The sequence below is a fragment of the Haloarcula sp. Atlit-120R genome (assembly GCF_003665885.1).
GTDB classification, from domain to species: Archaea; Halobacteriota; Halobacteria; order Halobacteriales; family Haloarculaceae; genus Haloarcula; species Haloarcula taiwanensis.
The window spans coordinates 20,892-46,265 of sequence record NZ_QPLN01000002.1; the positions used below are offsets into that span (position 1 = coordinate 20,892).

Consider the following 25,374-nt stretch of genomic DNA (forward strand, 5'->3'; position numbering starts at 1 on the left):
GCCGAACCCTGCTATCATCTGCATTTGGACTAATACAACCAAAATTGTTTTACGCGCTACTGTAGTTGTATAGCGTGATGTCCCGCGTCTCGCTCCCACACGATGCGAAGGCCGGTCCCACCAAACCGGAGGTCCGGGCCGTCCTCGCCAGCAAACTCGCTCTCACCGGGTCCGACCACTTCGCGGAGGTCGGTTCCTGTACCGGTGCCGTCACCATCACGGCGGCGCGCCGGGCCGGGCGGGTCACTGCGCTCGAACGCAAGGGGAATCGACTCGACGTGACTCGCAAGAACCTCGCCGCCAACGACGTCGACGCCGACGTCGAACTCCGCGAGGCAGAGGCCCCGGAGGGGCTGCCCGACGACGCCGACGCCCTCTTCCTGGGCGGGTCGCGCAACTACGAGGCTGTCCTCGACCACGCGGTCGAGACCGGCGTCGATCGAATCGTGATGAACGTCTCGCGGCTCGAAGTCGCCGGCGCGGCGACGGAGGCCTTCCGCGAGCGCGACATCTTAGAGGAGGTCGTCCAGTTCCAGGTGAGCCACGGCTACGAACTCGCCGGCGCGACGAGCTTCGACTCGGAGAACCCCGTGTATATGCTCGTCGGCAGCGCCAGCGAGGACGTGGCCGCTGACGGCGCAGGCGGACCGAGTGACGCCGAGACGGCCGACGGAGGGGCGCGATGACCCTCTACGGCATCGGTCTCGGCCCCGGCCAGCCGGACCTCGTGACGGTCCGGGGCAAGCGCGCGCTCGAATCGGCCGACGTGGTGTACTCGCCGGGACGGCTCTCGCGGTCGGTCGCGACCGAGCACGTCCCCGAGGAGCGCATCGGCGACCTCGACTTCCCGATGACACGCGACGAGGAGAAGCTCCGGGCGGCTTGGAAGGACGCCGCCGCCGAGATCGCGCCGACGGCCCGCGACGGCGACGCCGCCTTCGTCACGCTGGGGGACCCGAACGTCTACTCGACGTTCGGCCACCTCCGGCGGACCCTCGCCGCCTTCCACCCCGAGGTCGACCTCGAAGTGGTGCCCGGCGTCAGCGCCATGTCGGCGTTTGCGACGGCGCTGGGCGTCGAAATCACCGCCGGCTCCAGCCTGGCCCTGCGAGAGGCCGACCGCGGCGCGTCCCCGACCGGCCCCGACCGGATGATTCTGTTCAAGGTGACCGACGCGCCGGCCACCCACGAGGGGCTGGTCGAGGCCGGCTACGACGTGGTCTACGGCCGCCGGCTGTTCATGGAACAGGGCGAGACGGTCGTCACCGACGACCCGACCGACATCGACGAGCGGGACTACTACACGCTGGCCTACGCCGAGAAACCCGAGACGCGCGTCGAGCAGGCGACCGACGCCTTCCTCGAAGCGGCCGATGAGAGCGGTGTCGTGACCGACGGCGGTGAGAACGGCTCCGGGGAACTCCTGCGACAGGAGCGCTCTGAAGCCGCCCTTTGCGGCGACGAGGTGCAGCATGACTGACGAGACTGGTGAGACGGACCCACAGACGGCGATTGACTCCGTCGCCGGGAACCGAGACGACCGCGTCTACGAGTACAGCGCCGGCGACGAGCAGGAGGGCATCCCCTTCGTCGGGGCCGGCCCGGGCAACCCTCGATTGTTGACCGTCGCCGGCCGCGAACTGCTGGCCGACGCCGACCTCGTGGTCCACGCCGGCTCGCTCGTCAACAGCGAACTGCTGGAGGAGTACTGCGACGACGCCGAGACGGTCTCCTCTATCGGCAAGGACTTGGAGGAGCTGATTCCGCTGATGCGGGACGCCTACGAGGCCGGCGACACCGTCGTTCGCCTCCACAGCGGCGATCCCGCCATCTACGGGGCCGCGCTGGAGCAGATGGACGCACTGGAACACGAGGGCGTTCCGACCTACATCGTCCCCGGTGTCACCTCTGCCTTTGCCGCCAGCGCAACGATGCGCACGCAGTTGACGCTGAACGAGGTCGCCAACCACGTCGCCTTCACCCGCCCGCAGGGCAAGACCCTCGACGCGGAGGAGGACCACATCTCCGAGTTCGTCGGCATGGGCGACGTGACGACGTGCATCTATCTGGGGACCCACGCCGTCAGCGAGACCATGGACCGCCTGCTCGAAGACGGCCACGACCCCGAAACCCCGGTAGCGGCTATCTACCACGCATCCTGGCCCGACGAGGACGTCATCGAGGGGACCATCGAGACCATCGGCGAGAAACTGGAAGACGCCGGCTATCGCGCCTCGGCGATGGTCGTTATTGGGGATGCTGTCGGCGGCGAGGACTACGAGCGCTCCTTCCTCTACGGCGACTGGGCCAACCGGGGGAGCGATGCGGATTCACAGGAGGCTGACGACTGATGAGCACTGACACAGACAACGAATCCAGTTCGAACAGTTGCAAAGCACCCGATTCAGACGGCGAAGTAGCCGAAGACATCGCCATCGTCGCCTTCGAGCGGAAGATGGACACCGCCGAAGATATCGTCGACGGCATCGGCGACCGCTACGAGTCTATCGACATCCTCGAATACCACGGCGACGTGTTCGAGGAGCACTGGGGCGAGTACGACTGCTTCATCGGCCTGATGGCGAGCGGTATCGCGATGCGTAAGACCGCACATCTGCTCGACGACAAGTGGGACGACCCCGCAATCTGTGTGGTCGACGAGGAACTCACCTGGGCCATCCCCATCACCGGCGGCCACCACGGCGCAAATCAGGTCGCCGACGACCTCGCAAGCATGGGCGCGGTGCCGGCGATGACGACCGCAAGCGAGGCTGCCGACAAGCAGGGCGTCGAGAAGCAGGCGAAAGCGCTCGATGCCCACGTCGTCAACGGCGACTCGACCGTTGCGACGAACCTCGCCGTGCTGGACGACGAACTCGGCCCAATCGAGCGCCTCGACGGGCCGAAGGCCGTGCTGGTCGACGACGACGTGACTGTCCTGAAGCGCAACAAAGACGACGGCGTCGTGCTCGGCTGTGGCAGCGTCGCCGGCGCTGATGTCGAGCAGTTCCACGCAGCCTGGGAACAGGCGCTGAACGAGGCCGACCTCGACCGCGGGGACGTGGAGTTCGTCGCAACGGGCACCCGGAAAGCCGACGAGGAAGGCATGCTCGCCGCTGCCGAAGAGTGGGGGCTGGGCGTCATCGCCTTCGAGAAGGAGACTCTGGAGGAGTTCGAGGGACCGACGCCCTCCCGGTCGAAGGAACTCATCGGCTGGCCGGGCATCGCCGAGGCGTCGGCTATCGCCGCCGGTCGCGACCACGACCTGCTGGCCGAGAAGACCCGCTACGACGAGGCCGTGACCGTCGCTATCGGGGAATAGAGTCCCTTCCCTTCCGAGAATTGGTTTTTAGTTCCGATTTTCCGTCGCCGAGCGACTGCTGAACTATCTCTGGCGGCGACTGTACGACTGTTCCGAGTTCCTGTCTCCGTACAACTCTCAACTTATTTATTATGTGCACCTGTGGTGATAAATGGCGCATGACAACACTACTCGAAGACAAGACGGCGGTCGTCACGGGCGGCGCGAGCGGGTTCGGCCGGGCCATCTGCCGACGGTACGCGGAGCACGGTGCTGACATCATTGTCGCGGACCTGCAGGAGGCACCCCGTGAGGGCGGCGAACCGACACACGAACTGGTCAACGCTGAGACCGACCGCGAAGCGCACTTCGTCGAATGTGACGTGACGAACCCCGACGATCTGGAGGTAGCCGTCGCTGCGGCCGAGGAGCTGGGCGGTATCGACATCATGGTCAACAACGCCGGTATCTCCGAGATAGCGGACTTCTACGAGACCACGGAGGAGGACTACGACCGGCTGATGGACGTGAACACGAAAGGCGTGTTCTTCGGCGCGCAGGTCGCGACCGAGGCGATGCGGGAGAACGGCGGCGGCACTGTCATCAATATGTCCAGCTCCGGCGGCATCCGCGGCACCGGCCTGCTGGTCAACTACTGTACTTCGAAGGGCGCGGTCCGACTGTTTACCTACGCACTCGCGGATCGTCTGAGTAACTACGACATCCGAGTCAACGCTATCCACCCGGGCTACAGCAAGACCCAGATGTTCGAGGACGAGCGCATCGACGACACGACGAAGATGATGCTGAAGGAACTCATCCCCTCAGGTCGCTTCGGCGAACCCGAAGAGATCGCCGACGTGGCGACGTTCCTTGCCAGCGATATGGCCTCCTACGTCAACGGCGAGAGCCTCGTCGTCGACGGAGGGCTGTCGAACACCTGACCGCGGGGGTATCGAACTGTTTCCGGCGTGAGTCACCGACGTGAGTGTGATTGGACAGCCACTGTTTTCGACGCTTCTGTGACTCGGGTACAACCAAACTACTTCCTCTCAACACATACGATTGAACTAGTACAAGCAAAATTGTTTTATGCGAAAGCGGCGTTGTACTCACCATGCGCCACAGTATCGAGATTCGACCGGCTGCCCTCGGAGACCGAGGATGAGTAGCGACGGACGCCAGTCGACAGCGGCCGCGGCTGAGGCGACGCGTCCAGCCGACTACGGGACGCTGTACGTGGTCGGTATCGGGCCGGGGCTCCCCCACGACATGACCCAGCGGGCGAAAGACGTTATCCAGACCGCTGACTGTATCATCGCCTCGAACCTCTATCAGGAGTTCCTCCGGAAGGACGGCACGCTCCCGCCCCAATCGGCTGAACTCGACGGCGAAACCGACGACGGCGCGGTCGCCGACGAGGAGGGAACCGTGCTGGAGCGGCCCGACGGCAGCCGCCAGACCCTCATCCGGTCGTCGATGGGCAAGCAGGTCGAACTCGCCCGCGAGGCCTTCGAGCGGGTCCGGGCCGGCGAGGACATCGCCCACGTCTCCGGGGGCGACCCGAACGTCTACGGGAAGTCCGACCTCCTCTTTACGATGGCCGACGCCGACGACGCTGACGACGTGCCAATCGAGATCGTCCCCGGCGTGACCGCGGCGCTGTCGGGCGCGGCCAACCTCGGCGCGCCGCTGTCGAACGATTTCTGTACCATCTCGCTGTCGGACAAGTGGCGCGGCTGGGACGAGATTGAGGAGAAGCTGCGCGCGGCCGCAATCAGCGGCTTCGTCGTGGTGCTCTACAACTGTTGGCGCGACTACGAGCGAGCCGTCGATGTTCTGCGGGAGGAACGGGCCGACGACGTGCCTGCCGCCATCGTCAACGACTCCGGCCGCGGCGAGGCCGGGCGCAATCTCGACGACGAGACGGAGACGATTACGACGCTCGGCGACCTGCCCGACCACGACGACAAGGTCGGTGGCATGGGTTCGTCTATCGTCGTCGGTACCCACGAGACCGAAGTCTGGCGCAACGACTACCAAGAATTCCTCGTCACCCCGCGTGGCGGGCGTGACGTCGACGACTTCTGACAATGAGCACTGACAATACTACCGACGCAAGTACCGAGACAGAATCGAAGTGCGGGGCAAGCGAGGCGAGTTCGTCCACAGAAACGACACCGGACACGGGCGACGATACGGCCTCGAAGTGCGGAGCCTCGTCGTCCACGTCCTCGTCGTCCAGCAGCAGTTCCTGCGGCGCGTCCTCCTCCAGCGACTCGGACGAGGAGGAGGTCGGCGCGACGGTCGACGACTTCGACGCCGAGCCGGGCCAACTCATCGCCGTCGGCCTCGGCCCCGGCCAGCCGGAGGGGATGACCGCCCGCGCCCGGTCCGCTCTCATGGACGCCGAGCACATCGTCGGCTACACGACCTACGTCGAACTGCTTCCCGACGAGGTGACCGACGCCGCGGAGGACATCTACAACACGCCGATGTGCGGTGAAGTGTCTCGAACGGAAGAGGCAATCGACCGCGCGCTGGCGGGCAACGACGTCGCCATCATCGGCAGCGGCGACCCGAACGTCTACGCGCTGGCGGGCCTCGCGCTGGAGATAATCGAATCTAAGGGCGCGACGGCGACGATGCTCGACTTCGACGTGGTGCCGGGCGTCCCGGCGGCCCAGTCCTGTGCGGCCCGCGTCGGCGCGCCGCTGGTCAACGACACCGTCTCCATCTCGCTGTCGGACCACCTCACCGACATGCCGACCATCGAATCGCGGCTCCACGCCGCCGCCAAGGAGGGCTTCACCATCACCATCTACAACCCGTGGAGTCGCAAGCGCCGGGACAACTACGAGAAGTGCTGTGAAATTCTGCTGGAGCACCGCGACCCCGAGACGCCGGTCGGCGTCGTCCACGCCGCCGGCCGAGAGGACGAGCAGGTCGAAATCGTCGAACTCGGCGAACTGCCCGAACTCGGCGAAACTGACCTCGTGGACATGACCACTACGCTGCTCGTGGGCAACGAGGACACCTACGTCTGGGACGACCGGATGGTGACCCCGCGGGGCTACGAAACCAAGTACGACTACTGATGTACCGAATCACTATCGACCGCAAGGCCTGCGACGGCGTGTTCGCCTGTCTCGTCCGTGACGCCCGCTTCGTCGAGGATAGCGAGGGACTGGCGGCTATCGAGACGGACGACCAGACGGCAATCGAGGCCACCTTCGACGACGACCGGCGGGACGATGCCGAGCAGGCCGCTGCGGCCTGTCCGCTCGATGCGATTCACGTGGAATCCGTCGAGGAGGACGCCGGGGCCGCCGATACACCTGCCGCCACCGACCACGAGGAGGTCCAGCCATGAGCGTCGAAACGGGTGCGCCAAACGATATGCTCGCAGCCCACCCCGAGACGGCGTACTTCTGGGGTCGGGTCACCGGCGACGGCGAGTGCGAGGACAGCTGTATCACCGTCCGGACGAACGACGAAACGGCCGCTCGGCGGCTCGCTTCCATCGCTGGTGCGGAGCGGGCCGACCGCCGCATCGTCGAGCGGGCGTATGCCCACGACACCTCGATTACCCGTCAGGAGGAGGAGTTCACCGTCCAAGTCGTCGGCGGGCTGGCCGACCGCGCCAGCGCGGCGCTTGGCCTGCCGTTCGAGGGCGACTCGGGCGGCTACCGCTTCGACGCGCTAGCCGACTACGACCGGCAACTCCTCCGGGGGCTGCTCGAAGGCTGTGGCACGGTCTGTTTCAAGTCCGACGACGACGCCGTCGGCATCTCCTTTGTCCACGAAGACGAGCGACTCCTCCGGACGATACAGACGCTGCTCGACCGCTGTCCGGTCGACGCGCCCTACGATGACCTCTCGGAAACGTCCTCAGGCTACTGGTTCGGCGTGGACGACGACGCGGCACCTGCCCTCGGCGACTGGCTGTACGAGGGTAGCGAGGAGACGGGGCTGTTCGCGCCCAGCCGGCGGCGCAAGCTCCGGAAGAGTATCGAACGAGTCCGATGAGCGAAGCCATCAGCGCGCCGGAGACGCTGGACGACGAGGCGGTCCTGCTCGTCGGCCACGGCTCCCGGCGCGAGAAGTCCAACGAACAGGTCCGCGACCTCGCGGTCGAACTGGAAGGGCGACTCGGCCTCCCCGTCGACGCGGCCTTCCTCGAACTCGCGGAGCCGGCCATCGACGAGGCCATCGCGGGGCTGGCCGGGGCGGTCTCGGAAGTGTCGGTGGTCCACCTCTCGCTATTCGCCGCCAGTCACGTCAAAAACGACGTGCCCCTGGCCGTTGAGCAGGCTCGGGAAGCCCACCCCGAACTGACCATCAATAACGGCGCACACCTGGGTGTCCATCCCGCCCTGCTTGACCTGCTGGACGACCGCGCGGCGGCCGTCGAGGCCGAACTGGGCGTCGACCGCGAAGACGACGACGTGGCCGTCGTGGTCTGTGCCCGCGGCTCCAGCGACCCGGACGCCAACGCCGACGTACACAAGCTCGCCCGCCTGCTGTACGAGGGCCGCGAGTTCTCGCGGGTCGAGGCGTCGTTCATCGGCGTCACCGAGCCGCTACTGGACGAGACGCTGCACGACATCGCCAAGAGCCGGCCCGACGCCGTCGTCGTCGTGCCGTACATGCTCGGCGACGGCGTGCTGACCGGCCGTATCAAGGACGGCGCACGCGAGTTCGACGAGGAGTATCCCTACGTCGACGCCGCTCCCGGCGAACCGCTGGGGACCGACACGCGCCTGCTGGACGTGCTCGGCGACCGCTGGCAGGAAGCCCGCACGGGAAGCGTCGAGATGTCCTGTGACACCTGCAAGTACAAGGTCGAGCTTGACGGCTACGAGGAGGACCAGGGCGGCGCTCGCGCGATGCTCCGGGCGCTGACCCACCAGGCCGAACACGCCGACCGCGAGAACGTCGACGACGACCCGCACGTCCACGACGCCCCCGAGAAACACGTCGCCGTTTGCACGAACCAGACCTGCGCACAGGACGGCGCGCCGGCGGTCCTCGAACGGCTCCGTCAGGCCGCCCGCGACAGCGACCAGTGTGACGCCCGCATCACGCGGTCGTCGTGTCTCGGCCGCTGTGGCGAGGGACCGATGGTCGCCGTCTATCCCGACGGCGTCTGGTACGGCGGTGTCGAAGACGAGGACGCCGCCGACATCGTTTCCTCGCATCTGGACCGCGACCGCATCGTAAGCGAACTTGTCGACCAGACGCTTTGAGACTTACAACACTACTACATCCATGAGCTGCTACGAAATCGAGGCCCTCCGACTGGGCCTCATGAACGTCCTCGGTACCGAAGACGACCACGCCCGCCAGCACGCCGAACAGGAGCTGGAGGGCCACATGACCGGCCCCATCGAGGCCCTCGCGGGCGCGGAGACGCTGGCCGCCATCGAGCGCCACCTCGACGCCGCACTCGTGGACCTTGAAGAAGAGATCGCCGCGACTGATGAGGACGACCCCGAATACGACTACCTCCGGGGTCGACTCGTCGCCGTCCGCGACGCCGAGCGGGCGGTGTCGCGCATCACCATGCAGGGCGAGGATGTCCTCGCCGGACTCGGTGAGGCCCACGACGTGCTCCACGAGGCCTTCCCGGTCGATGAGTAGCCAGCGCACCCCGACCGTCGACCTCGGGGACGTGACACCGGCCCGCTCGCGCCATCAGGGCCGCCGCTCGGCGGTCACGCTGACGAATGGCTTCGCGGTCGTCGGCACCGCTGACGGGGATCTGCAGGCGTTCGACGCCGCGAGCGATGGCCCGCCACACCGGCGCTGGCAGTACGACACGGACGGCGAACCGAGCGTCGTCTCGGCGGTGCCCTTCGACGGCGGTGTCGTCGTCGGCGAACGCAGCGCCCGCGGCGAAATCCGCTGTCACGATGCCGACGGAAACCTGCGCTGGCGCTACGAAACCAGAACAGACCTGGGCGAGGCGCAGCAGGAGACGCGCTTCCTGCTCCCCTTCGTGGCCAGCCTCGCCACCGACGGCGACCGCTGCTACGCTGCCGCCCGGCGGTACGAGCGTCGCACCGACGACGACGGAACCGACCTGCGCCACTTCGAGAGCGTCGTCTACGCCTTCGGACCTGACGGAACCGTCGACTGGATGTACCGAACCGACGGCTCCCCCATCTCGCTCGACGCCGACGAGAACCGCGTCGCTGTCGCATACAACCGGTGTCCCGGAGACCACCAGCACGGCCTCGTCGTACTCGACGCCGACGACGGCAACCCGGGCTGGATGTGGGACCCCGGGACCGACGGCCAGCGCCGCATCGGCGATGTCGCGCTGCTTGACGAGGGCGCTGTCGTCTCCAGCCACGGCGACTACTGTGGCTACCGGCTCGACAGCGGCGGTCGGGAACGATGGCGCGTTCCGCTGGCGACGCCGACCGACGTGGCCGGCGACACCGTCTACGCGTACCCGAACCACGTCCACGCGACTGACGGGGGCGCGGTGTTCGTCACCGGTAACACCTACCCCGAGGACGGCCGCGAGACGGACGCCCGCCACCCGAACGAGCACACCGCCGTTGGTCTCTCACTCGACGGCGACCGCCGCTGGGACGCGCCCGTGGGCGGTTTCGCCAGCGGGCTGGGGACTGACGGCTCGCTACTGGCTGTTCCCGGCGCGCAGAACTTCCGGGACCGCGACGCCGACGACCACGCGCTTCGGCTGTTCGATGTCACAGACGGCCCTGTCGACACGCTGGACACTGACGGCGTCGTGACGGCGGCGGCAGTCTCCGACGGAACCGCCGTCGCCGTCGAGGAGCCGGTCGTCTACCACGACGAGGGCCGCGAGCGCGGCGCGTATCGGTTGCATCGAGTCGGGCTAGCACAGCCCTGTCGCTGACGCGCTGACGTCCCACTCTGGACCGGGAGCGGTCTGTCAGACTGCTTTTTACGTCGACGTGCTGTCCCCGGTTTGGCTCCGATTACTGTGTTATGTGGTGTCAAACTAACCATTCGCCAGTCGTAGTGTCTCGGTACCGGAGTCCAGTATGGCCGACAACACAGACCCGGACCACGAGGAAGCACAGCCAGCGGCGGATGCCGAAGCCGACGACGACAGCACCGCCGATCACCCTACAGAGCGCGAGCGGGAGTTCGCACAGATGCAGCGACGGCTCAACGAGCGGGAGATGGGTCTCGACCAGCGGGGCGCGGAACTCGACCGGCGCGAAGAGAAGATTGACGCCCGCGAGGACGAACTCGACCGCCGAGAGACGGAACTGGACGAGCGGGAGTACCAGCTCGATGAACGCGAAGCCGCGCTTGAGGACCGTGAGACCGCCCTCGACGAGCGTGAGGCCGAGCTGACAGAGTACGACACGCAGCTTTCCGAGCGCGCCGCGGAGCTCGACGAGCACGAGGAGACGCTGCACACCTACCTTTCGGGGCAGATGGCGGATGTCGAGGCGTCTGTCACGGAGACGATGCAGGACGCACTGGACCGGTACGAGGCGGACCGGGCGGCCGGTCAGTTCGGCCCGACCGGCACGATGCTCGTCGGGCTGGCCGGCGTGGCGCTCGTCGTCGCCGGCATCGGGTTCGGCGCACTGGCATCGGCCGGTACGGCCCCGTTCAGCGCCGGCGGAACGACAGCTGATCTCGCTATCGCTGCTGTCGTCGGTATCGTCGGGCTGGCGCTGAATCTCGGGACGGTTGCGGGAAAAGTCTGAGCCGCGTCGTCAGTCTGCCGTCGCGGGATAGTCCAAGCTGTCCGTGGCAGGCGTCTCACGGTCACCGAGCCATGCGTGAACACCAGCGATGGTGGCCCACAGCACCAGCTGGCCGAACACGACTGTCCAGCGGTAGGCCGCGACGAGCGCGGCAGGAACGTCGCCGTGGACCGGGTTTGCCGGCGCGAGCGCGACCGGAGCCGCAAGCAGCGCGAGCGGCAGCGCCGTGGCTCCGAGTCGAACAGCGGTGTGGCGGTGTTCCGTCCGCTGATACGCGAGCCCGGCAAGCACTGCGACCAGCGCCCCCAGCGCCATCAGGCCGGCGTACCACGCAAGGCGCGTCTCCGTTCCGAGCGCCTGCTCGACGCCCGGTGGCTGCGGCGGCAAGACGAGCCACGGCGCGCCGGAGACGGTGAGAAAGCCGGCTCCCGCAAGCACCAGTCGCTTCGTCGCGCCCGACCCGGGAATCGCAGGTTCGAAGAAGAAGTACGCCATGCCGAAGGCGGCGACGCCGAACAGCAGGCCCCAGAGGACGCCGCCGCCGATGCTGGCGACCGTCGTCGTCAGCTCGGAGACGGCCGGCCCGCCGCCGTGGCTGTGTCCGTGTTCGAACGTCTCCAGCCCGGCGGTGAAGGCGTTCCCGACCGTCGCGACAAACAGGCCGTAGACCAGCCCACCCGCCACGCCGGCTATCGCGCCGCGTTCGAGGTAGTTAGTCGCCATCAGTGGCAGGTGATGCCGGCGCTGTGTCGGAAGTTGTGCAGTGAGTCGTGCAACATTGGGTCTTGCACGAACAACAGCGTGAAGCCGAGCGCCGCCACCAGCGCGACGGCGATGGCGACCTGTGGACCAGTCAGCGACGCTCTGGCGCGTTCGATACGGTCGTGCACGCTGTCCGTTGCGCGTGCAGTGTCAGTGTCGTCCTGCATTGAAATCTCGTTTGTCTCAAGAACAAGTAAGATTGTAAAACTTCCGCCTGACACAGCTTCGGGGGTTACTGTTCGCTGGCGACGGCATCGACGCGTTCGGCGGTCAGCGCGTCCAGCGGGACGACTGATGCGTCTGTTTCGTCTGCAACAAGATCGAGCAATCCAGCGCGCCCCTCTTCACCAGCATTCACGATAACGGTCCGGTCGGCTGCTTCACCGAGCGTTCGCGCCGCGGTTCTGGTCGCTGCAACCGGACTCCCGTCGGCGGTGTTCGCCCGGCCGTCGGTCACGACGACGACGACGCCGGCGTCCGGGTCGGCGCGGTCGAGCACCTCGCGGGCGGCGGTCAGGCCGGCCGGCAGCGGCGTCCGGTCGCCGGTCGGCAGGTCCTTGAGGTGGCGGGCGGCCAGCGAGACGCTGTCGGTCGGCGGGAGCACCACGTCCGCGCTCTCGCCGGCGAAGGTGACGAAGGCGACCTGGTCGCGGGCCTGATAGGCGTCTTTCAGCAGTTCCAGCACGGTGCCTTTTGCGGCCCGCATCGCCGGGCGCATCGACGCGCTCGCGTCGACAGCGAACACGACCAGCGTCTCGGCGTCGCCTGCGCGAACGGACTTGCGGAGGTCTCGCGACTCGACGCGGCCGCTCCCGCGGCTGGCTGCTGCCCGGACCGACGCTGCAGCGTCGACCTCGTCGTCGCGGCCGGCACGCTCGGTGCGGACCGTTGCGCCGCGGGTCGTGCCCGTCGCGCCCGCGCGGCCGCTCGCCGCGCCGCCGTCCGTGTCGACCTCCGGGGCGTCCACGTCGGGCGCGTCGCTGTCGCCGACTGCCGCACGAGACTGGCCGGGCAGGAGCGGCGTCGCGTCCTCCGGGTCGTCGGGGCTGCCGTCCTCGTCACGGTCGTCGCCGGCATCCGATTCGGCCTCACTCCCCTGACCCTCCCCGTCTCCGTCTGCCGACGCGGGCGCTGGACCGCCCGGTTCGTCTCCCCCCTCGCGGTCCTCGGAGCGCTCGCCATCGTCGGGGCGCTGTTTCTGTGGGCCACCACCGGCATCGCCGTCCGAGTCGTTTCCGTCAGCCGCTGACTCGTCTGCGTCTTCTCCGCCCGCCGTCTCGTCATCCGCTTCACTCTCCGATCCGTCGGCTTCCTCGGTGTCGTCTCCGCTTTCCTCGTCTTCGCCCTCGTCGTCATCGAAGTGGTCGTCGAGCACGTCGTCCACGTCCGGCGCGTCCTCGAAGGGTCGAGAGGTGAGCCGGTGGGGCAGCGCGAACTCGGCGGCGCGCTCGATGTCTGATTCGAGAACCGTCGTCCGCCCGTCCAGTGCGGCAAACGTCCGGGCTGCTCGCGCTGTGGCGATATCGCCACGGTGGCCGTCGAGGCCGGCGTCCCGGCAGAGTTCGGCGATTTGCTCGCGGAACTCGCGGGCGAGGTCAACCTCGGGGAGAATCTCACGGGCGGTCCGCAGTCGCTCGCCGGGGTCGCGGTCGGGTTCGGTCCCGTCTCCCCCTTCGTCGCCCTCTCCGAGCGCCCGGTCGATGATGGCGACCCGGTCGTCGAGGGCCTCGCACGCGCTGACCTCGGTCTGGAGGGCGAAGCGGTCCCGGAGCTGGGGCCGCAGGTCGCCCTCCTCGGGGTTCATCGTCCCGACGAGGGTGAACGCGGCGGGATGCGTGACGGTGACGCCGTCGCGTTCGACGCGGTTCACGCCGCTCGCGGCGGCGTCGAGCAGCACGTCCACGAGATGGTCGTCAAGCAGGTTCACCTCGTCGACGTAGAGGATGCCGCGGTTCGCGCGGGCCAGCAGGCCGGGGTCGAACTCGTGGTCGCCGTCCAGTGCGTCCGCCACGGAGAGGGTCCCGACGACGCGGTCCCGCGTCGCGCCGAGCGGGAGCGTCACCAGCGGGACCGAGCGCGTCTCGACGGGCGGGTCCGCGCGCGCCCGGCAGTCCTCACACTGGGCCTCGGGGCGGTCGGGCGGACAGCCGTAGGGGCAGTCCGCGACCGCGCGCTGCTCGGGGAGCAGGTCGGCGAGTGCCCGCACCGCCGTCGACTTCGCCGTCCCCTTCTCGCCGCGGACCAACAGACCGTCGAGGTCGTCGTCCGTCGCAACCGCCAGCAGGCCCTCTTTCAGATCGCGCTGGCCGACGACGCCCGCGAACGTCGGCCCCTGCGAAGCTTTTTTGCCCGCGCCGAATACAACCATACTTGTATTAGTGCAAACGGAGATTTAATAACGTTATGCCACAGCTAGGACTCTACACCGCGACGGAGAACGAACTCGGGGCCGTCCAGCGGGCCGCGGGCGAGGTGAACGCGGACCTCGTCGTGCGCTCGGAGAGCGACCTCGACGACGAACCGGCGGTCGAGGCGTTCGTCGACGAACTGACCGACGCCGACGCCGTAATCCTCTGGCTCCACGGGGCCGAGGACAGCATGCCGGGCTACGACCTGGCTGTCGAGCGCCTGCGCGAGGCCGGCGTCCCGCTCGTGGTGAAAGCCACCGGCGACGCCTTCGCCTTCGAGGACACGTCGGTTCCCGACGAGCACCGCGAGACCGTCTACGAGTACCTCGACAAGGGCGGGGCGAGCAACGTCGCGAACTGCGTTCGCTACCTCGTCGCGCAGTACGGCGATGCCGACCCCTCATACGACGACCCGGTGACACTCCCGACAGAGGGGGTGTATCACCCCGACCACCCGGGCGCGAGCATCGAGGAACTGCGGGCGACGTTCGACCCCGCGAAGCCGACCGTCGCCGTCTGGTTCTACGAGTCCCACTGGACCCACGAGAACACCCGCTACGTCGACGCGCAGGTCCGAGCCATCGAGGCCCAGGGCGCGAACGCGCTCCCCATCTTCTGCGAGCCGGCGACCGACGCCGAGGGCCAGTGGAACGCCGAGCAGGTCACCGAGGAGTGGCTGCTGGACGCCGACGGTAATCCGCTCGTCGACGCCGTTTGCTCGTCGTTCATGTTTTCGCTGTCGATGGACGAACGCGGCCGCAGCGCCGACGACGAGGGCCAGAACGCACAGGACGTGTTCCTCGACAAACTCGGTGTCCCCGTCATCCAGACGGTGACGACGATGCGCTCGCGCTCGCGCTACGACAGCAGCGACACGGGCGTGATGGGCTTCGAACTCGCGCTCTCGGTCGCGCTGCCGGAGTTCGACGGCAACGTCATCACCCACCCTATCTCGGGCAAGGAGCGCACCGACGACGCCGCCGACATCGGGAGCGCGCCGAAACAGCACTTCCCCATCGACGACCGAGTCGACCACGTCGCGCGATTGGCGGTCAACTGGGCCGAACTGCGGCACACGCCCAACGACGGGAAGCAGGTCGCCGTCGTCCTGCACAACTACCCGCCCAGCGACGACGGCATCGGGACGGCGTTCGGGCTGGACTCGCCCGAGAGCACGGTGAATCTGCTGGAGGAACTGGATGCCCGCGGGTATGATTTGGGAGATACGATGCCCGACAGCGGCCAGTCGCTCGTCGAACGCCTCACCGCACAGCTGACCCTCGACGACCGCTGGGTCGCGCCCGAGGACGTACGCGAGATGAGCGTCGACACCGTCTCGCCGGCCCAGTACGGCGAGTGGTTCGAGGCCCTCGACGCGGACTTCCGCGCGAACGTGGTCGAGGAGTGGGGCGACCCGCCCGAGCGCCCCTTCGCGATTCCCGGGGCGGAGTTCGGCAACGTTCTCGTGACGGTCCAGCCCCCGCGCGGGTTCGGCATGGACCCCTCGAAGGTGTACCACGACTCGGACCTCCAGCCGCCCCACGACTACGTCGCCTTCTACCGCTGGCTCCGCAACAGCTACGAGACCGACGCCGTCGTCCATCTGGGGACCCACGGCAGTCTGGAGTGGCTGCCGGGCAAAACGGTCGGCCTCGACGGCGAGAGCGCACCGGACCAGCTCATCGACGACATCCCGAACGTCTACCCCTACATCGTCAACAACCCCGGAGAGGGAACGCAGGCCAAGCGACGGTCCTACGCCGCCATCGTCGACTACTTGACGCCGGTGATGGCCAACGCCGGAACGTACGACGACCTCGCCGACCTGGAGGAACTGGCCGACCGCTACCGCGAGGCCGGCATGGAGGACGCCCGCAGCGACGACGGCGAGCACCTCGCCGAGCAGATTCGCCGGACGGTCGACGAACTGGACCTCGCCGTTGAACTCGGCATCGCCGGTGAGATTGACGAGAAAGCAGACGTGCGGGGACCAGACGAGGCCGGGTCGACGCTCGCGGAGGGTGCTGTCGATGGCGATGAACTCGATATTGATGCACTCGTCGAGCGCGTCCACGAGTACCTCACGGACGTGAAGACGACCCAGATTCGCAAGGGCCTGCACACGATGGGCGAACCGCCGGCCGACGACCGACTGGTCGACTATCTGGTCGCGCTCACCCGCCTAGAGAACCCCGGCGCGCCGTCGCTGCGCGAGAGCGTCGCGGGCGTGCTTGGCGTCGACTACGACAAACTCCGCAACGCCCCCGGCGAGTACGACGAGGCCCTGGGGATGACCTACGCCGAGGCCGCCGACCGCGTCCACGAGACCAGCAAGGACCTCGTGGGGACGCTCGCCGAGTACGACTTCGACGTGCCCGTGAGCGAACTCGACGACGGCGACTCGGAGGTCAACATGAACCTCCTCGTCGTCGACATTGACCCCCTCGGGGACGCCCGCGCTCGGTCCGGCGCGCACGACGACCTCCGCGAGGCGCTGGCCTACATCTGCGAGGAGGCCGCTCCGCGGGTGGCCGGTGCGGCCGACGAGATCCCCCGCACCGCCGACGCACTGGCGGGCGAGTACGTCCCGCCCGGCGGCTCCGGCGCGCCGACCCGCGGCGGCGTCGACCTGCTCCCGACGGCCAGGAACTTCTACACGCTCGACCCGCGGAAGGTCCCGGCCAAGACCGCCTGGGACGTGGGCAGCGAAGTCGCATCCGGCGTGCTGGAACGTCACGAGAGCGACGAGGGCGAGTACCCCGAGGAAATCGGCGTCGTCGTCTGGGGGACGCCGACGGTCCGGACCCGCGGCGAGACCATCGCGCAGGTACTCGCGCTGATGGGCGTCGAACCGGTCTGGTCCGACGCCGGCCGCGTCGAGGACGTGGAGCCGATTCCCTTAGAGGAACTCGGCCGCCCGCGTATCGACGTGACGACGCGCGTCTCGGGCCTCTTCCGGGACGCCTTCCCCGCGGCGGCGGGCGTGGTCCACGACGCCGTCGACGCCGTGGTCGACCTCGACGAACCCCACGAGATGAACTACGTGAAAAAGCACGTCGAGGCGGAGACCGACGACCTCGTGGCTGACGGGATGGACGAGAGCGACGCCCGCAGCGCCGCCAAACACCGCGTCTTTACCACGCGACCGGGCGGCTACGGAGCCGGGACGAACAAGGCCGTCGACGAGGGCAACTGGGACGACCGCTCGGACCTCGCCGACGTGTACGTCCAGTGGGGCGGCTACGCGATGGGCTCGCGCGGCCGCGTCAGCGAGGCCCACGAGTCCTTCGAGCGCCGCCTCTCGTCGGTCGACGCGACGGTCAAAATCGAAGACACCGCCGAGCAAGACGAGTTCGACTCCTCGGACTGGTACGCTTTCCACGGCGGGTTCATCTCCGCCGTGACCGAGATCGCCGGCGAGGAGCCGAACTCCTACGTCGGCGACTCCGCGGACCCGGACAACGTCGACGTCTACACCAACGAGGAGAAGGTGCGCAAGGCGATGCGCGCCCGCGTCCTCAACCCCGCCTGGCTCGACTCGATGGAGGAGCACGGCTACAAGGGCGCGGGCGACCTCTCGACCACGGTCGACGTGGTGCTGGGCTGGGACGCCACCACCGGCGTCGTCAGCGATACGCTGTGGGACGACGTGGCCGAGCGCTACGCCTTCGACGAGGACCGCCAGGACTGGCTCCGGGACGTGAACCCCTGGGCGCTTGATTCGATTACTGACACGCTGCTGGAGGCCATCGACCGCGGCCTCTGGGACGCCGACGACGAGACGCGCGACCGCTTGCGGGACCTGAATCTGGAAGTGGACGGAGACCTCGAAGCGCGCAACAGCAGTGCGGAACGGACGGAGGTGGCTTCAGATGACGACTGACGGCGCGACCCCGGAGGGGTCGCGAGACGGAGGCGGTGAAACCGCCGACGCAGACGACGCGACAGACGCTGAGACGAACGACGAGGACGACTTCGAGGAGTACGCCGACCTCGGCGCGACGACGGAGAACGCGATGGACATCGCCGAGACGTCGATGGACCGCGTTCGCCGACTCGTCCCCGACGAGACGCTGGCCGACCGCATCCGCCAGAAGTCCGTCCACGCGACCGGCGACCCAGAGTTCCAGCACCTCGTCCGCTTCACCGGCGCGGACGACGACGAACCGGTCCGCGCGGGGGCACAGGCCGTCCTCGACGAACAGCCCATCGTCACCGACATCACGATGGTCAAAGCGGGTATCACCGGCCGCGGCCACGACTGCCCGGTCCGGAAGGCCATCGGCAACGGCGCGGAACTGGCCGCCGAGACCGGCATGACCCGGACGGCCGCGTCGGTGCTGGAACTCGACCGCGAGGGCGTCTACGACGGCGCTATCGCCGTCGTCGGGAACGCGCCAACGGCGGCGCTCGCGCTCGCTGACTGTATCGAGGACGGCACCCGGCCGGCCGTCGTCGTCGCGACGCCCGTCGGCTTCGTGAAGGCCGCCGAGAGCCGGGAGCGGCTCCGCGAGGTGGCGGCCGAGCACGGCGTCCCGACGATTACGAACGTCGGCCGCCGCGGCGGGAGCGGGCTGGCCGCCGGCCTGACGAACGAACTGGTGCACGTCGCCAGTGACGTGCGGGAGGGCGACGTCTCCCTGGATGACTGAGGACGACGACTACGACCTCGATAGCGGGCCGGACCCCGCCGCCCTTGCGGCGAGCGCGCCCGAGGACCCCGCCGCCGACCGGCCGGTCAACGCCGTCGGAATCGGACCGGGGAACCTCGACTTCCTCACGCCGCGGGGCGAGCAGGCGATTCGGGAGGCCGACGTGGTCGTCGGCTTCGAGACGGTCGTCGACTTCGTCGCCGAGCGCACCGACGCCGACCTGCTGACCTGTGGCTACCGCGACGAACTCGATACGCTGGAGGCCTTCGCCGAGCGCGTGGCCGCCGGCGAGCGCGGGACGGCCGTGTTGATGGGCGACCCGAACCACTCGGGCTACCAGTTCGTCGGGAAGGTCCAGCGGGCCGTCGACCGCCCCGTCCGCGTCGTGCCGGGCATCTCGTCGCTCCAGGTCGCGGCCAGTCGCGCCCGAACGCCGATGGAGGACACGACGTTCGTCACGCTGCACAAGAGCGGTGACCTCTCGGCCGACCTCGACCGACTTCGGAGCGATGTGGGTGACCGACACCTGCTCGCCCTCCCGCGCCCGTTCGACCTGATGCCCGAGGACGTTGCGACTGAGTTGCTCGACGCCGGCGGCGACCCCGATCTGCCGGCGCTGGTCTACGAGCGACTCACCCACGACGACGAGGCCCGGACCGCGACGACACTCGGCGACCTCGCACAGGATTCCGGCGGTGACAGCAGGGAGGACACGCGGTTCTCGGATTTGTCGGTGTTCGTCGTGCGGCGAGAGTGACGCGCGCCGCCTCCAGTCCTGTCTAGCTAATTTCGGCCGTCCATCCCTGCCGTCGCCTGTACTCGCTGATAAGCCGGAACGCGAGCACGTAGCCGACAGCGGCGAACACGACGGCCAGAACGACGTTCCCCGTCCACAGTCGGACCAGCACGTCGCTCCCCATCGAGACCGAGACACCGTCAAACGACAGGCCGGGCACCGGCCCCAGAATCTGGTTCCCGAGCCAGAAGCTCGTCGCGTACACGCCCCACTTGACCGGCGGATTGAGTATCAGTACAGACGCGAACAGCGCAACCTTGCTGAGTTGTTTGAACAGGTACGCGAGAACGAGGAAAGCGAGAAAGCCAGTCCCTAGCGTCGGGAGCGCGGTGAGGAACACGCCCACACTGAAGCTCACCGCGACTTCCCGCGGCGAGTGGTCTTCTATCAGCGCAGCCACGAGCTTCTCTTTGACCTGTTCCCGCGTCTGCGCTACTCGTCGGCGAACCATCTACGTGTCAGGATGTACCGTGGGTACAAATCGCTTCCTCTCGTTCGGCGTCCCTGGTTCTGACGCCGCGCCAGCCCTAATCGCCTTCACCGTCGGTCGCCATCGGCCGGTTTGTCGCGGCCAGCGTCGCCTCGAACGTCTGTGGCGTGCGTGAGTCGGCCATCGTCCGTGCCGTCTCGACGGCGGTTGCGACGGCCTCGGTGACAAGCGGGTGGTCGTCCAGCGTGTCGGTGTAGGCGAGTCCGCCCCTGTCGAGGTCGAGCTTGTCGGGAATCTGTGTCTCTGTCGCGTCAGTCGGCGCGAGAAAGAGCGGCACAGCGACGGCGTGGTCGTGGGTGAGATTGTATCGGACACATTCGACAGCGGGGTTCTGAAGCAGATAGCACGGCTCCACCTCGCCGAAGGCCGAGCGCTCGCGCAGGCGCTCGGCGTGGTATTCAGTCACTTGACGCTGGTACGGCTTGCCGCTGGAGCCGAAGGCGACGAGCGCGACGGAGGTGTCGGGGGCCTCCGGGACCGCAGCGGCGGCACGGTCCCGGAGCGCTTCGGTCAGCAGCGGGCTCCGCCCGACTGGTTCACAGTAGTGCGTCTCGGCGTTGACCTCGTCGAGTACCGCTGGCACGTCCGTGACTGTCGCGTGGTCGTGAGCGACGGTCATCGGCAGCGCGAACACGCGGTCGGCGTCGATAGCTACCAGTTCGTCGCGTAACTCCCGACGGGGTTCGTGGTCGTAGGTCAGCACCGCCACGTCAGTAGCTACCCCACGCTCGCGCAGCCGGCGAGCGTGTGTCTCGTAGGGCGTAGCGCGTGGCGTGTCCCGACCGATGAGCAGGAGTGTGTCGTGTGGCATTGGTAGCGTCCGACGCTAAAACAATCTGAGTTGTTTTAGCGAAAGTTGGCTTGCCTGAACGTTGGCAGGAATCCACTAATACCTTTGGGTCCTGCCGCTCGGACGTCGGCGACCCGCTATCCGAGCCCGGGCACAGGGGCTTATACGCAGTCGAGCGCAATTCCGGGCTATGGACGTGACAGAGACCGACCTGCCTGGTGTGGGAAAGAAACACGAGGTGGACATCGGCGGCGGGCAGCAACTGGTCGTCGTGACCCACAACACGGGTACACGCGAACTGTACCTCAAAAAGGACGAGGACGCCGACTCCGAGAAACTCCTCGAACTCTCTGACCGGCTGGCGCGGATGGTCGGCACGATACTCGAAGGCGCGTACTTCCAGCCGGTCGAATCCAGCCACGTTGAGACGATGCTGTCGGAGGGGACGCTGCTGGAGTGGTACGCGGTCGAGAGCGATTCGCCGCTGGTCGGCGAGACGCTGGCGGGTGCGAACGTCGGGCAGCGGACCGGTGTCACTGTCGTCGCGATACAGCGCGATGACAACGTCATCGCTGGCCCGTCGCCTGACATGCAGATCGAAGCCTCGGACACCCTCGTGGTTATCGGCGAACGCGAGAACTGTGAGCAGTTCGAGAAGCTCCTCACCGGAGACCTGTAGATGGCTGGGACCGAAGCGCCGGAGGCCCGCCGTGGCTGACCTGCTCGGCATCGGTGTCTTGTTCGCCGCCGTCGCCGCCGCCACGCTCGTCGCTGTGTGGCTGAACAAGTCGGTGATCCCGTTTTACATCATCATCGGGATGCTGCTGTCGCCGTCCGTTGCGGGGCAGTTTTCCGTCGCCGGCTACGGCCTTCCCGTCGTCGAGTCCTCGGAGTTCGTCGAGCTCGGCGCGGAACTGGGTATCGTCTTTCTGCTGTTTTTCCTGGGGCTGGAGTTCAACCTCGACCGGCTGCTGGAGAGCTGGGAGCGCATCACCAGAGCGGGGACCATCGACCTCGCCATCAACTTCGGTGCCGGTCTCATGCTCGGGTTCGCGCTGTTCCGGGACCCGCTCGCGGCCTTCCTCACCGCCGGTATCGTCTACATTTCCTCGTCGGCCATCATCACGAAGTCGCTCATCGACCTCGGCTGGATCGCCAACGACGAGGCCGACCCGATGCTCGGGACGCTCGTGTTCGAGGACCTGTTCATCGCCGTGTACCTCACAGTCGCAGCCGCGCTCGTCACTGGGGGATCTGATGTGGCGGCCGCCGCGACCTCCGTCGGCATCGCGCTGTCGTTCATCGTTGCACTCCTGCTCCTGGCCCGCTACGGGACGCCGTGGTTCGAGCGGGCCTTACAGACGACTTCGAACGAGTTCACGGTGGTCCGGGCCGTCGGCATCACGGTCTTGGTCTCCGGTTTCGCCCTCGCTATCGGCGTCAGCGAGGCCGTCGCCGCGTTCTTCGTCGGCATGGCCTTCGCCCCGACCACTCACACGCACAAACTGGAGAGCCTGCTGGAACCGCTCCGCGACACGTTTGCGGCGGTGTTTTTCTTCTGGATCGGCGTCGAGACCGACCCGCGGCTGTTCGCCGGCGTCGCGGGGCTTGTCGCCGCCGCTATCGTCGTTACGACACCGACGAAAATCCTATCCGGCTATCTGAGCGGCCGCGCCTACGAGCTCAACCCCCGGCGGTCGATGCGTGTCGGCCTCGGGATGGTCACCCGCGGCGAGTTCTCCCTGATCATCGCCGCCGTTGCGCTGACCGGCGCAGGCACGTCGCTGTCGACAGCGCTGGCCAACGCGGTCTACTCGTTTACCGTCGCCTACGTCCTTCTGATGAGCATTCTCGGAACGATGCTGATGCAGTACTCGGCCCCTTTCGAGCAGTTCGCGACAGCGCGGTTCGGAACGGAGTAACGAAAAAAACGCGAGCCGGTTCTACAGTTCGCTGTCGGGAACGACTACGACCTTTCCGAAGCCCTCGCGGTCCTCGATTATCTCGTGTGCTCTGGCGATTTCGCTCATGGGGAGCGTCTCGCGGACCCGTGGTTCCATTTCTCCTTGCCAGACCAGCTCCAGCACTTCGTCGGCCTGACCCGGAGTGGCCATCGTCGAGCCGATGACCTGCAACTGGTTCCAGAAGATGCGGTTGAGGTCCGTCTCCGGGTTGCCACCGGTTGTCGCCCCGCAGGTGACGACGCGACCACCCTTGACGAGGCTCTTGAGCGAGTCCTGCCAGGTCTGTGCGCCGATGTGGTCGACGACCATATCGACGCCGCGGCCGTCGGTCAGGTCCCGAATCTCGCTCGCGAAGTCCGCCTCCTCGTAGTTGATGGTGTGATCCGCACCCAGTTCTTCTGCGTAGTCAAGTTTCTCCCGGCTGCTGGCGGTCGCAAACACCTCCGCGCCGGCGTGGTCTGCGACCTGGACGGCAGCGTGGCCGACGCCGCCGGACGCGCCGAGAACGAGGACGGACTCGCCGGATTTCAGGTCGCCGCGGTCGCGAAGCATCCGCCAGGCGGTCTGGAACACAAGCGGCGACGCGGCGGCTGTCTCCCAGTCGACGCCTTCGGGGACTGGCGTGAGGTTCTCGGCAGGCACAGCGGCGTACTCGCTGTGGACGCCCCGGACGTGTTCGCCGATGATGTGGAAATCCGGCGCAAGTGTCGGGTCACCCTTTCGCGTGAACTCGTCGCCACCGCCGCTTTTGCCGGCGAGGACGGCCACCCGGTCGCCGGGTTCGAACCGCGAAACGTCGTCACCGACTTCGTCGACGACGCCCGCGGCGTCGCTGCCGGGGATATGAGGCATGTCGAGGTCGACGCCGGGAAGGCCGCGCCGGGTCCATATGTCGAGGTGGTTCAGCGCGGCCGCCTTCACGTCGATGACCACCTCGTCGCGGTCGGGTTCGGGGTCGGGAAACTCGCCATACTCGAGCACATCACGGTCGCCGTGACTGTCGAACTGAACGGCTTGCATCGTCACCACTTCCCGTGGCTTGGTTATAAACGCCAGCCTCCCGGACGATACTATTCGTGGTTGCACTACTGCGGTCGTACACCTGTATCTGGATACATCATAATCTATCTACTTACGGGAATTATATTCTCATAATACGGGCAATATTTAGATATAGCAGAGATACGGTGCCCTATTATATCTAGTGCGTCGAGAAAAGCTAAATATAAACTTGAAAAGTGGATATTTCTCTACTAATAACCGAAGAATCTACTTACAGGGCTTCGTTTCTCGGTAGTACAGCCCTCTCTTGGGTTGGTGTGTGCTACTCCCCACCACTGCTGGCCCGATGAGGAGCATACTTACCGCTCGAACCCGTTTTCTACGCCACCAATGACACACACTGCAAACACACTCTCTGACCGCTCTCGGGGCGATCTGACATGCAACTGGGTGGCTCCTCGTGACAGGACAGTGGTGACCGACCGATGAATCTCTCACTCGTTATCGTCGCGACGATGACCGGGGTCGCTACCGGCGTTGTGTTCGGACTGCTGGATGTCCCCATTCCGGCCCCGCCGAACCTCGCCGGTGTCATGGGTATCCTCGGCATCCTCGTCGGCTATCGCCTCATCGAGTACTTCGACGTCGGCGTCAGCCTGCTGTCGTTGCTGAAGGTCTGAGAAGCTATACGCTCCGTTTTCGAACTAACTGCACCCCTTTCTAACTATCAGAACGACGGTGACGGCAGTGACGACACTGCCGCCGTCAGTGGGCTGCGTGCTCGGTCCCGTTGTGCTGGTGACCGCTCTCGTTCCCGCCGTGGTCGGTGCCAGCGTGGTCGTGGTCGCGAGTGAGGCGGCCGTGATACGTGTCGAGGGTCCGTTCGAGCAGCGCGGTCCGCGTCTTGTGGCCCTCGGCTACCGGTTCGACCCACCGCGATTCGGTTCGCCAGTAGCCCATCACGTCGCCGGACGGCTCGATCACCTCCGCGTCGAGACCTTCGACCCCCCAGTCGTCCGTGTACGCCTGGATGAACGAGACGACGACTGTCTCGATGCCAGCCGCGAGTTCGTGGCCGCGCGTGCTCTTCGTGACGTAGGTCAGCCTGATGCGCCCGTCTTCGACGGCGAGGGAGTCGATGTCGACGAACCACTCGCGCAGGTGGGATTCGAACGCGGCGAGCTCGGTGTCGGTAGCGCCGTCGACTTCGTCGTCGCTCTCGGCGTGCTCGCCGTCGTGGCTGTGCCCGTCGCCGTGGTCGTGACTGCCGTTCGTGTGCGTGTGGCCGTGTGTCTCGTCGTGGTGTGCCCCAGTGTCTGCCTGTGTGGACGTTCCCTCGGCTGTTGCCGTCGCGCCGCCAGCTCCGGTGTCGCCCGGCTGGCTGTTCTGGGTGCCGCCGAGGCTGCTACAGCCAGCGGTGGTCACCGCAGCCACCGCGAGGGTTCCGAGGAACCCACGCCGACTCCGTCGCTGGCTGGTGTCCCACAT

The 25,374-nt window shown here is 67.1% G+C and carries 26 protein-coding genes; 19 read left to right on the forward strand and 7 right to left on the reverse strand.

Annotated features, from left to right (window positions below; translation table 11 throughout):
- The first annotated feature begins 77 nt into the window (after positions 1-77).
- The 13 genes from cbiT (at position 78) to DVK01_RS07415 (ending at position 11,022) form a co-directional block, all read left to right on the forward strand.
- Complete coding sequence (cbiT, locus tag DVK01_RS07355; RefSeq protein WP_101349034.1) at positions 78-686, forward strand: precorrin-6Y C5,15-methyltransferase (decarboxylating) subunit CbiT; 609 nt, start codon at positions 78-80, stop codon at positions 684-686.
- Positions 683-1,480: a cobalt-factor II C(20)-methyltransferase gene (locus DVK01_RS07360; RefSeq protein WP_101349035.1), complete on the forward strand. Its 798-nt coding sequence runs from the start codon at positions 683-685 to the stop codon at positions 1,478-1,480. Before cbiT ends, DVK01_RS07360 begins: the two co-directional genes overlap by 4 nt.
- On the forward strand, positions 1,473-2,351 hold the full coding sequence (locus DVK01_RS07365) for a cobalt-precorrin-4/precorrin-4 C(11)-methyltransferase (RefSeq protein WP_121536193.1): 879 nt from the start codon (positions 1,473-1,475) through the stop codon (positions 2,349-2,351). The genes DVK01_RS07360 and DVK01_RS07365 overlap by 8 nt, the downstream gene beginning before the upstream one ends.
- Entirely contained in the window at positions 2,351-3,322 is a 972-nt protein-coding gene (gene cbiG / locus DVK01_RS07370; RefSeq protein WP_101349037.1) for a cobalt-precorrin 5A hydrolase, read from the forward strand. The genes DVK01_RS07365 and cbiG overlap by 1 nt, the downstream gene beginning before the upstream one ends.
- A 158-nt stretch (positions 3,323-3,480) precedes the next feature.
- Positions 3,481-4,245, forward strand: a complete 765-nt coding sequence (locus DVK01_RS07375; RefSeq protein WP_121513721.1) for an SDR family oxidoreductase — start codon at positions 3,481-3,483, stop codon at positions 4,243-4,245.
- Between the two features lie 220 nt (positions 4,246-4,465).
- Positions 4,466-5,392, forward strand: coding sequence for a precorrin-3B C(17)-methyltransferase (locus DVK01_RS07380; RefSeq protein WP_101349039.1), 927 nt, complete (start codon positions 4,466-4,468; stop codon positions 5,390-5,392).
- Between the two features lie 2 nt (positions 5,393-5,394).
- On the forward strand, positions 5,395-6,399 hold the full coding sequence (gene cobJ, locus DVK01_RS07385; protein WP_101349040.1) for a precorrin-3B C(17)-methyltransferase: 1,005 nt from the start codon (positions 5,395-5,397) through the stop codon (positions 6,397-6,399).
- Positions 6,399-6,674 (forward strand): ferredoxin, encoded by a 276-nt coding sequence (locus tag DVK01_RS07390; protein WP_101349041.1) that lies wholly within the window; start codon positions 6,399-6,401, stop codon positions 6,672-6,674. The genes cobJ and DVK01_RS07390 overlap by 1 nt, the downstream gene beginning before the upstream one ends.
- A complete protein-coding gene (locus DVK01_RS07395) occupies positions 6,671-7,330 on the forward strand; it encodes a cobalamin biosynthesis protein (protein ID WP_101349042.1) in 660 nt (219 codons plus the stop codon). The genes DVK01_RS07390 and DVK01_RS07395 overlap by 4 nt, the downstream gene beginning before the upstream one ends.
- Positions 7,327-8,550, forward strand: coding sequence for a CbiX/SirB N-terminal domain-containing protein (locus DVK01_RS07400; RefSeq protein WP_121536195.1), 1,224 nt, complete (start codon positions 7,327-7,329; stop codon positions 8,548-8,550). The genes DVK01_RS07395 and DVK01_RS07400 overlap by 4 nt, the downstream gene beginning before the upstream one ends.
- Before the next feature lie 22 nt (positions 8,551-8,572).
- Positions 8,573-8,944 carry a DUF3209 family protein gene (locus tag DVK01_RS07405; RefSeq protein WP_053966592.1) on the forward strand — a complete coding sequence of 124 codons (372 nt, stop codon included), beginning with the start codon at positions 8,573-8,575 and terminating at the stop codon, positions 8,942-8,944.
- Positions 8,937-10,193, forward strand: a complete 1,257-nt coding sequence (locus DVK01_RS07410; RefSeq protein ID WP_121536197.1) for a PQQ-binding-like beta-propeller repeat protein — start codon at positions 8,937-8,939, stop codon at positions 10,191-10,193. Before DVK01_RS07405 ends, DVK01_RS07410 begins: the two co-directional genes overlap by 8 nt.
- A 148-nt stretch (positions 10,194-10,341) precedes the next feature.
- Complete coding sequence (locus DVK01_RS07415; RefSeq protein ID WP_121536199.1) at positions 10,342-11,022, forward strand: DUF3552 domain-containing protein; 681 nt, start codon at positions 10,342-10,344, stop codon at positions 11,020-11,022.
- A 9-nt stretch (positions 11,023-11,031) separates the two neighbouring features.
- Here the strand turns inward: DVK01_RS07415 and DVK01_RS07420 are convergent, their stop codons facing one another.
- The 3 genes from DVK01_RS07420 to DVK01_RS07430 form a co-directional block, all read right to left on the reverse strand.
- Positions 11,032-11,745: a CbtA family protein gene (locus DVK01_RS07420; protein WP_121536201.1), complete on the reverse strand. Its 714-nt coding sequence runs from the start codon at positions 11,743-11,745 to the stop codon at positions 11,032-11,034.
- Positions 11,745-11,951, reverse strand: coding sequence for a CbtB domain-containing protein (locus DVK01_RS07425; RefSeq protein ID WP_053966588.1), 207 nt, complete (start codon positions 11,949-11,951; stop codon positions 11,745-11,747). Before DVK01_RS07425 ends, DVK01_RS07420 begins: the two co-directional genes overlap by 1 nt.
- Before the next feature lie 65 nt (positions 11,952-12,016).
- Positions 12,017-14,152 (reverse strand): VWA domain-containing protein, encoded by a 2,136-nt coding sequence (locus DVK01_RS07430; RefSeq protein WP_121536203.1) that lies wholly within the window; start codon positions 14,150-14,152, stop codon positions 12,017-12,019.
- 35 nt (positions 14,153-14,187) lie between these two features.
- Here DVK01_RS07430 and cobN point away from each other — a divergent pair, with 35 nt between their 5' ends.
- From cobN to DVK01_RS07445, 3 genes are read left to right on the forward strand one after another with little or no spacing between them, the layout of a single operon-like run.
- Entirely contained in the window at positions 14,188-18,075 is a 3,888-nt protein-coding gene (cobN, locus tag DVK01_RS07435; RefSeq protein ID WP_121536205.1) for a cobaltochelatase subunit CobN, read from the forward strand.
- Entirely contained in the window at positions 18,065-18,844 is a 780-nt protein-coding gene (locus DVK01_RS07440) for a precorrin-8X methylmutase (protein WP_121536207.1), read from the forward strand. Before cobN ends, DVK01_RS07440 begins: the two co-directional genes overlap by 11 nt.
- Positions 18,837-19,601: a cobalt-precorrin-7 (C(5))-methyltransferase gene (locus DVK01_RS07445; protein WP_121536209.1), complete on the forward strand. Its 765-nt coding sequence runs from the start codon at positions 18,837-18,839 to the stop codon at positions 19,599-19,601. The genes DVK01_RS07440 and DVK01_RS07445 overlap by 8 nt, the downstream gene beginning before the upstream one ends.
- Positions 19,602-19,623: 22 nt before the next feature.
- On the opposite strand, the gene DVK01_RS07450 is transcribed toward DVK01_RS07445, so the two are convergent.
- On the reverse strand, positions 19,624-20,091 hold the full coding sequence (locus DVK01_RS07450) for a DUF2062 domain-containing protein (protein ID WP_101349051.1): 468 nt from the start codon (positions 20,089-20,091) through the stop codon (positions 19,624-19,626).
- A 76-nt stretch (positions 20,092-20,167) separates the two neighbouring features.
- A complete protein-coding gene (locus DVK01_RS07455) occupies positions 20,168-20,941 on the reverse strand; it encodes a CbiX/SirB N-terminal domain-containing protein (RefSeq protein ID WP_121536211.1) in 774 nt (257 codons plus the stop codon).
- A 169-nt stretch (positions 20,942-21,110) separates the two neighbouring features.
- Here DVK01_RS07455 and DVK01_RS07460 point away from each other — a divergent pair, with 169 nt between their 5' ends.
- Positions 21,111-21,599: a cation:proton antiporter regulatory subunit gene (locus tag DVK01_RS07460; protein WP_101349053.1), complete on the forward strand. Its 489-nt coding sequence runs from the start codon at positions 21,111-21,113 to the stop codon at positions 21,597-21,599.
- Positions 21,600-21,630: 31 nt separating this feature from the next.
- A complete protein-coding gene (locus DVK01_RS07465; RefSeq protein WP_101349054.1) occupies positions 21,631-22,842 on the forward strand; it encodes a cation:proton antiporter in 1,212 nt (403 codons plus the stop codon).
- A 21-nt stretch (positions 22,843-22,863) separates the two neighbouring features.
- Here DVK01_RS07465 and DVK01_RS07470 read toward each other — a convergent pair whose 3' ends face one another.
- On the reverse strand, positions 22,864-23,904 hold the full coding sequence (locus DVK01_RS07470) for a zinc-binding dehydrogenase (protein WP_101349055.1): 1,041 nt from the start codon (positions 23,902-23,904) through the stop codon (positions 22,864-22,866).
- A gap of 467 nt (positions 23,905-24,371) precedes the next feature.
- On the opposite strand from DVK01_RS07470, the gene DVK01_RS07475 reads away from it, so the two are divergent.
- A complete protein-coding gene (locus tag DVK01_RS07475; protein WP_004518274.1) occupies positions 24,372-24,566 on the forward strand; it encodes a XapX domain-containing protein in 195 nt (64 codons plus the stop codon).
- A gap of 85 nt (positions 24,567-24,651) precedes the next feature.
- Here DVK01_RS07475 and DVK01_RS07480 read toward each other — a convergent pair whose 3' ends face one another.
- Positions 24,652-25,374: a hypothetical protein gene (locus DVK01_RS07480; RefSeq protein WP_121536213.1), complete on the reverse strand. Its 723-nt coding sequence runs from the start codon at positions 25,372-25,374 to the stop codon at positions 24,652-24,654.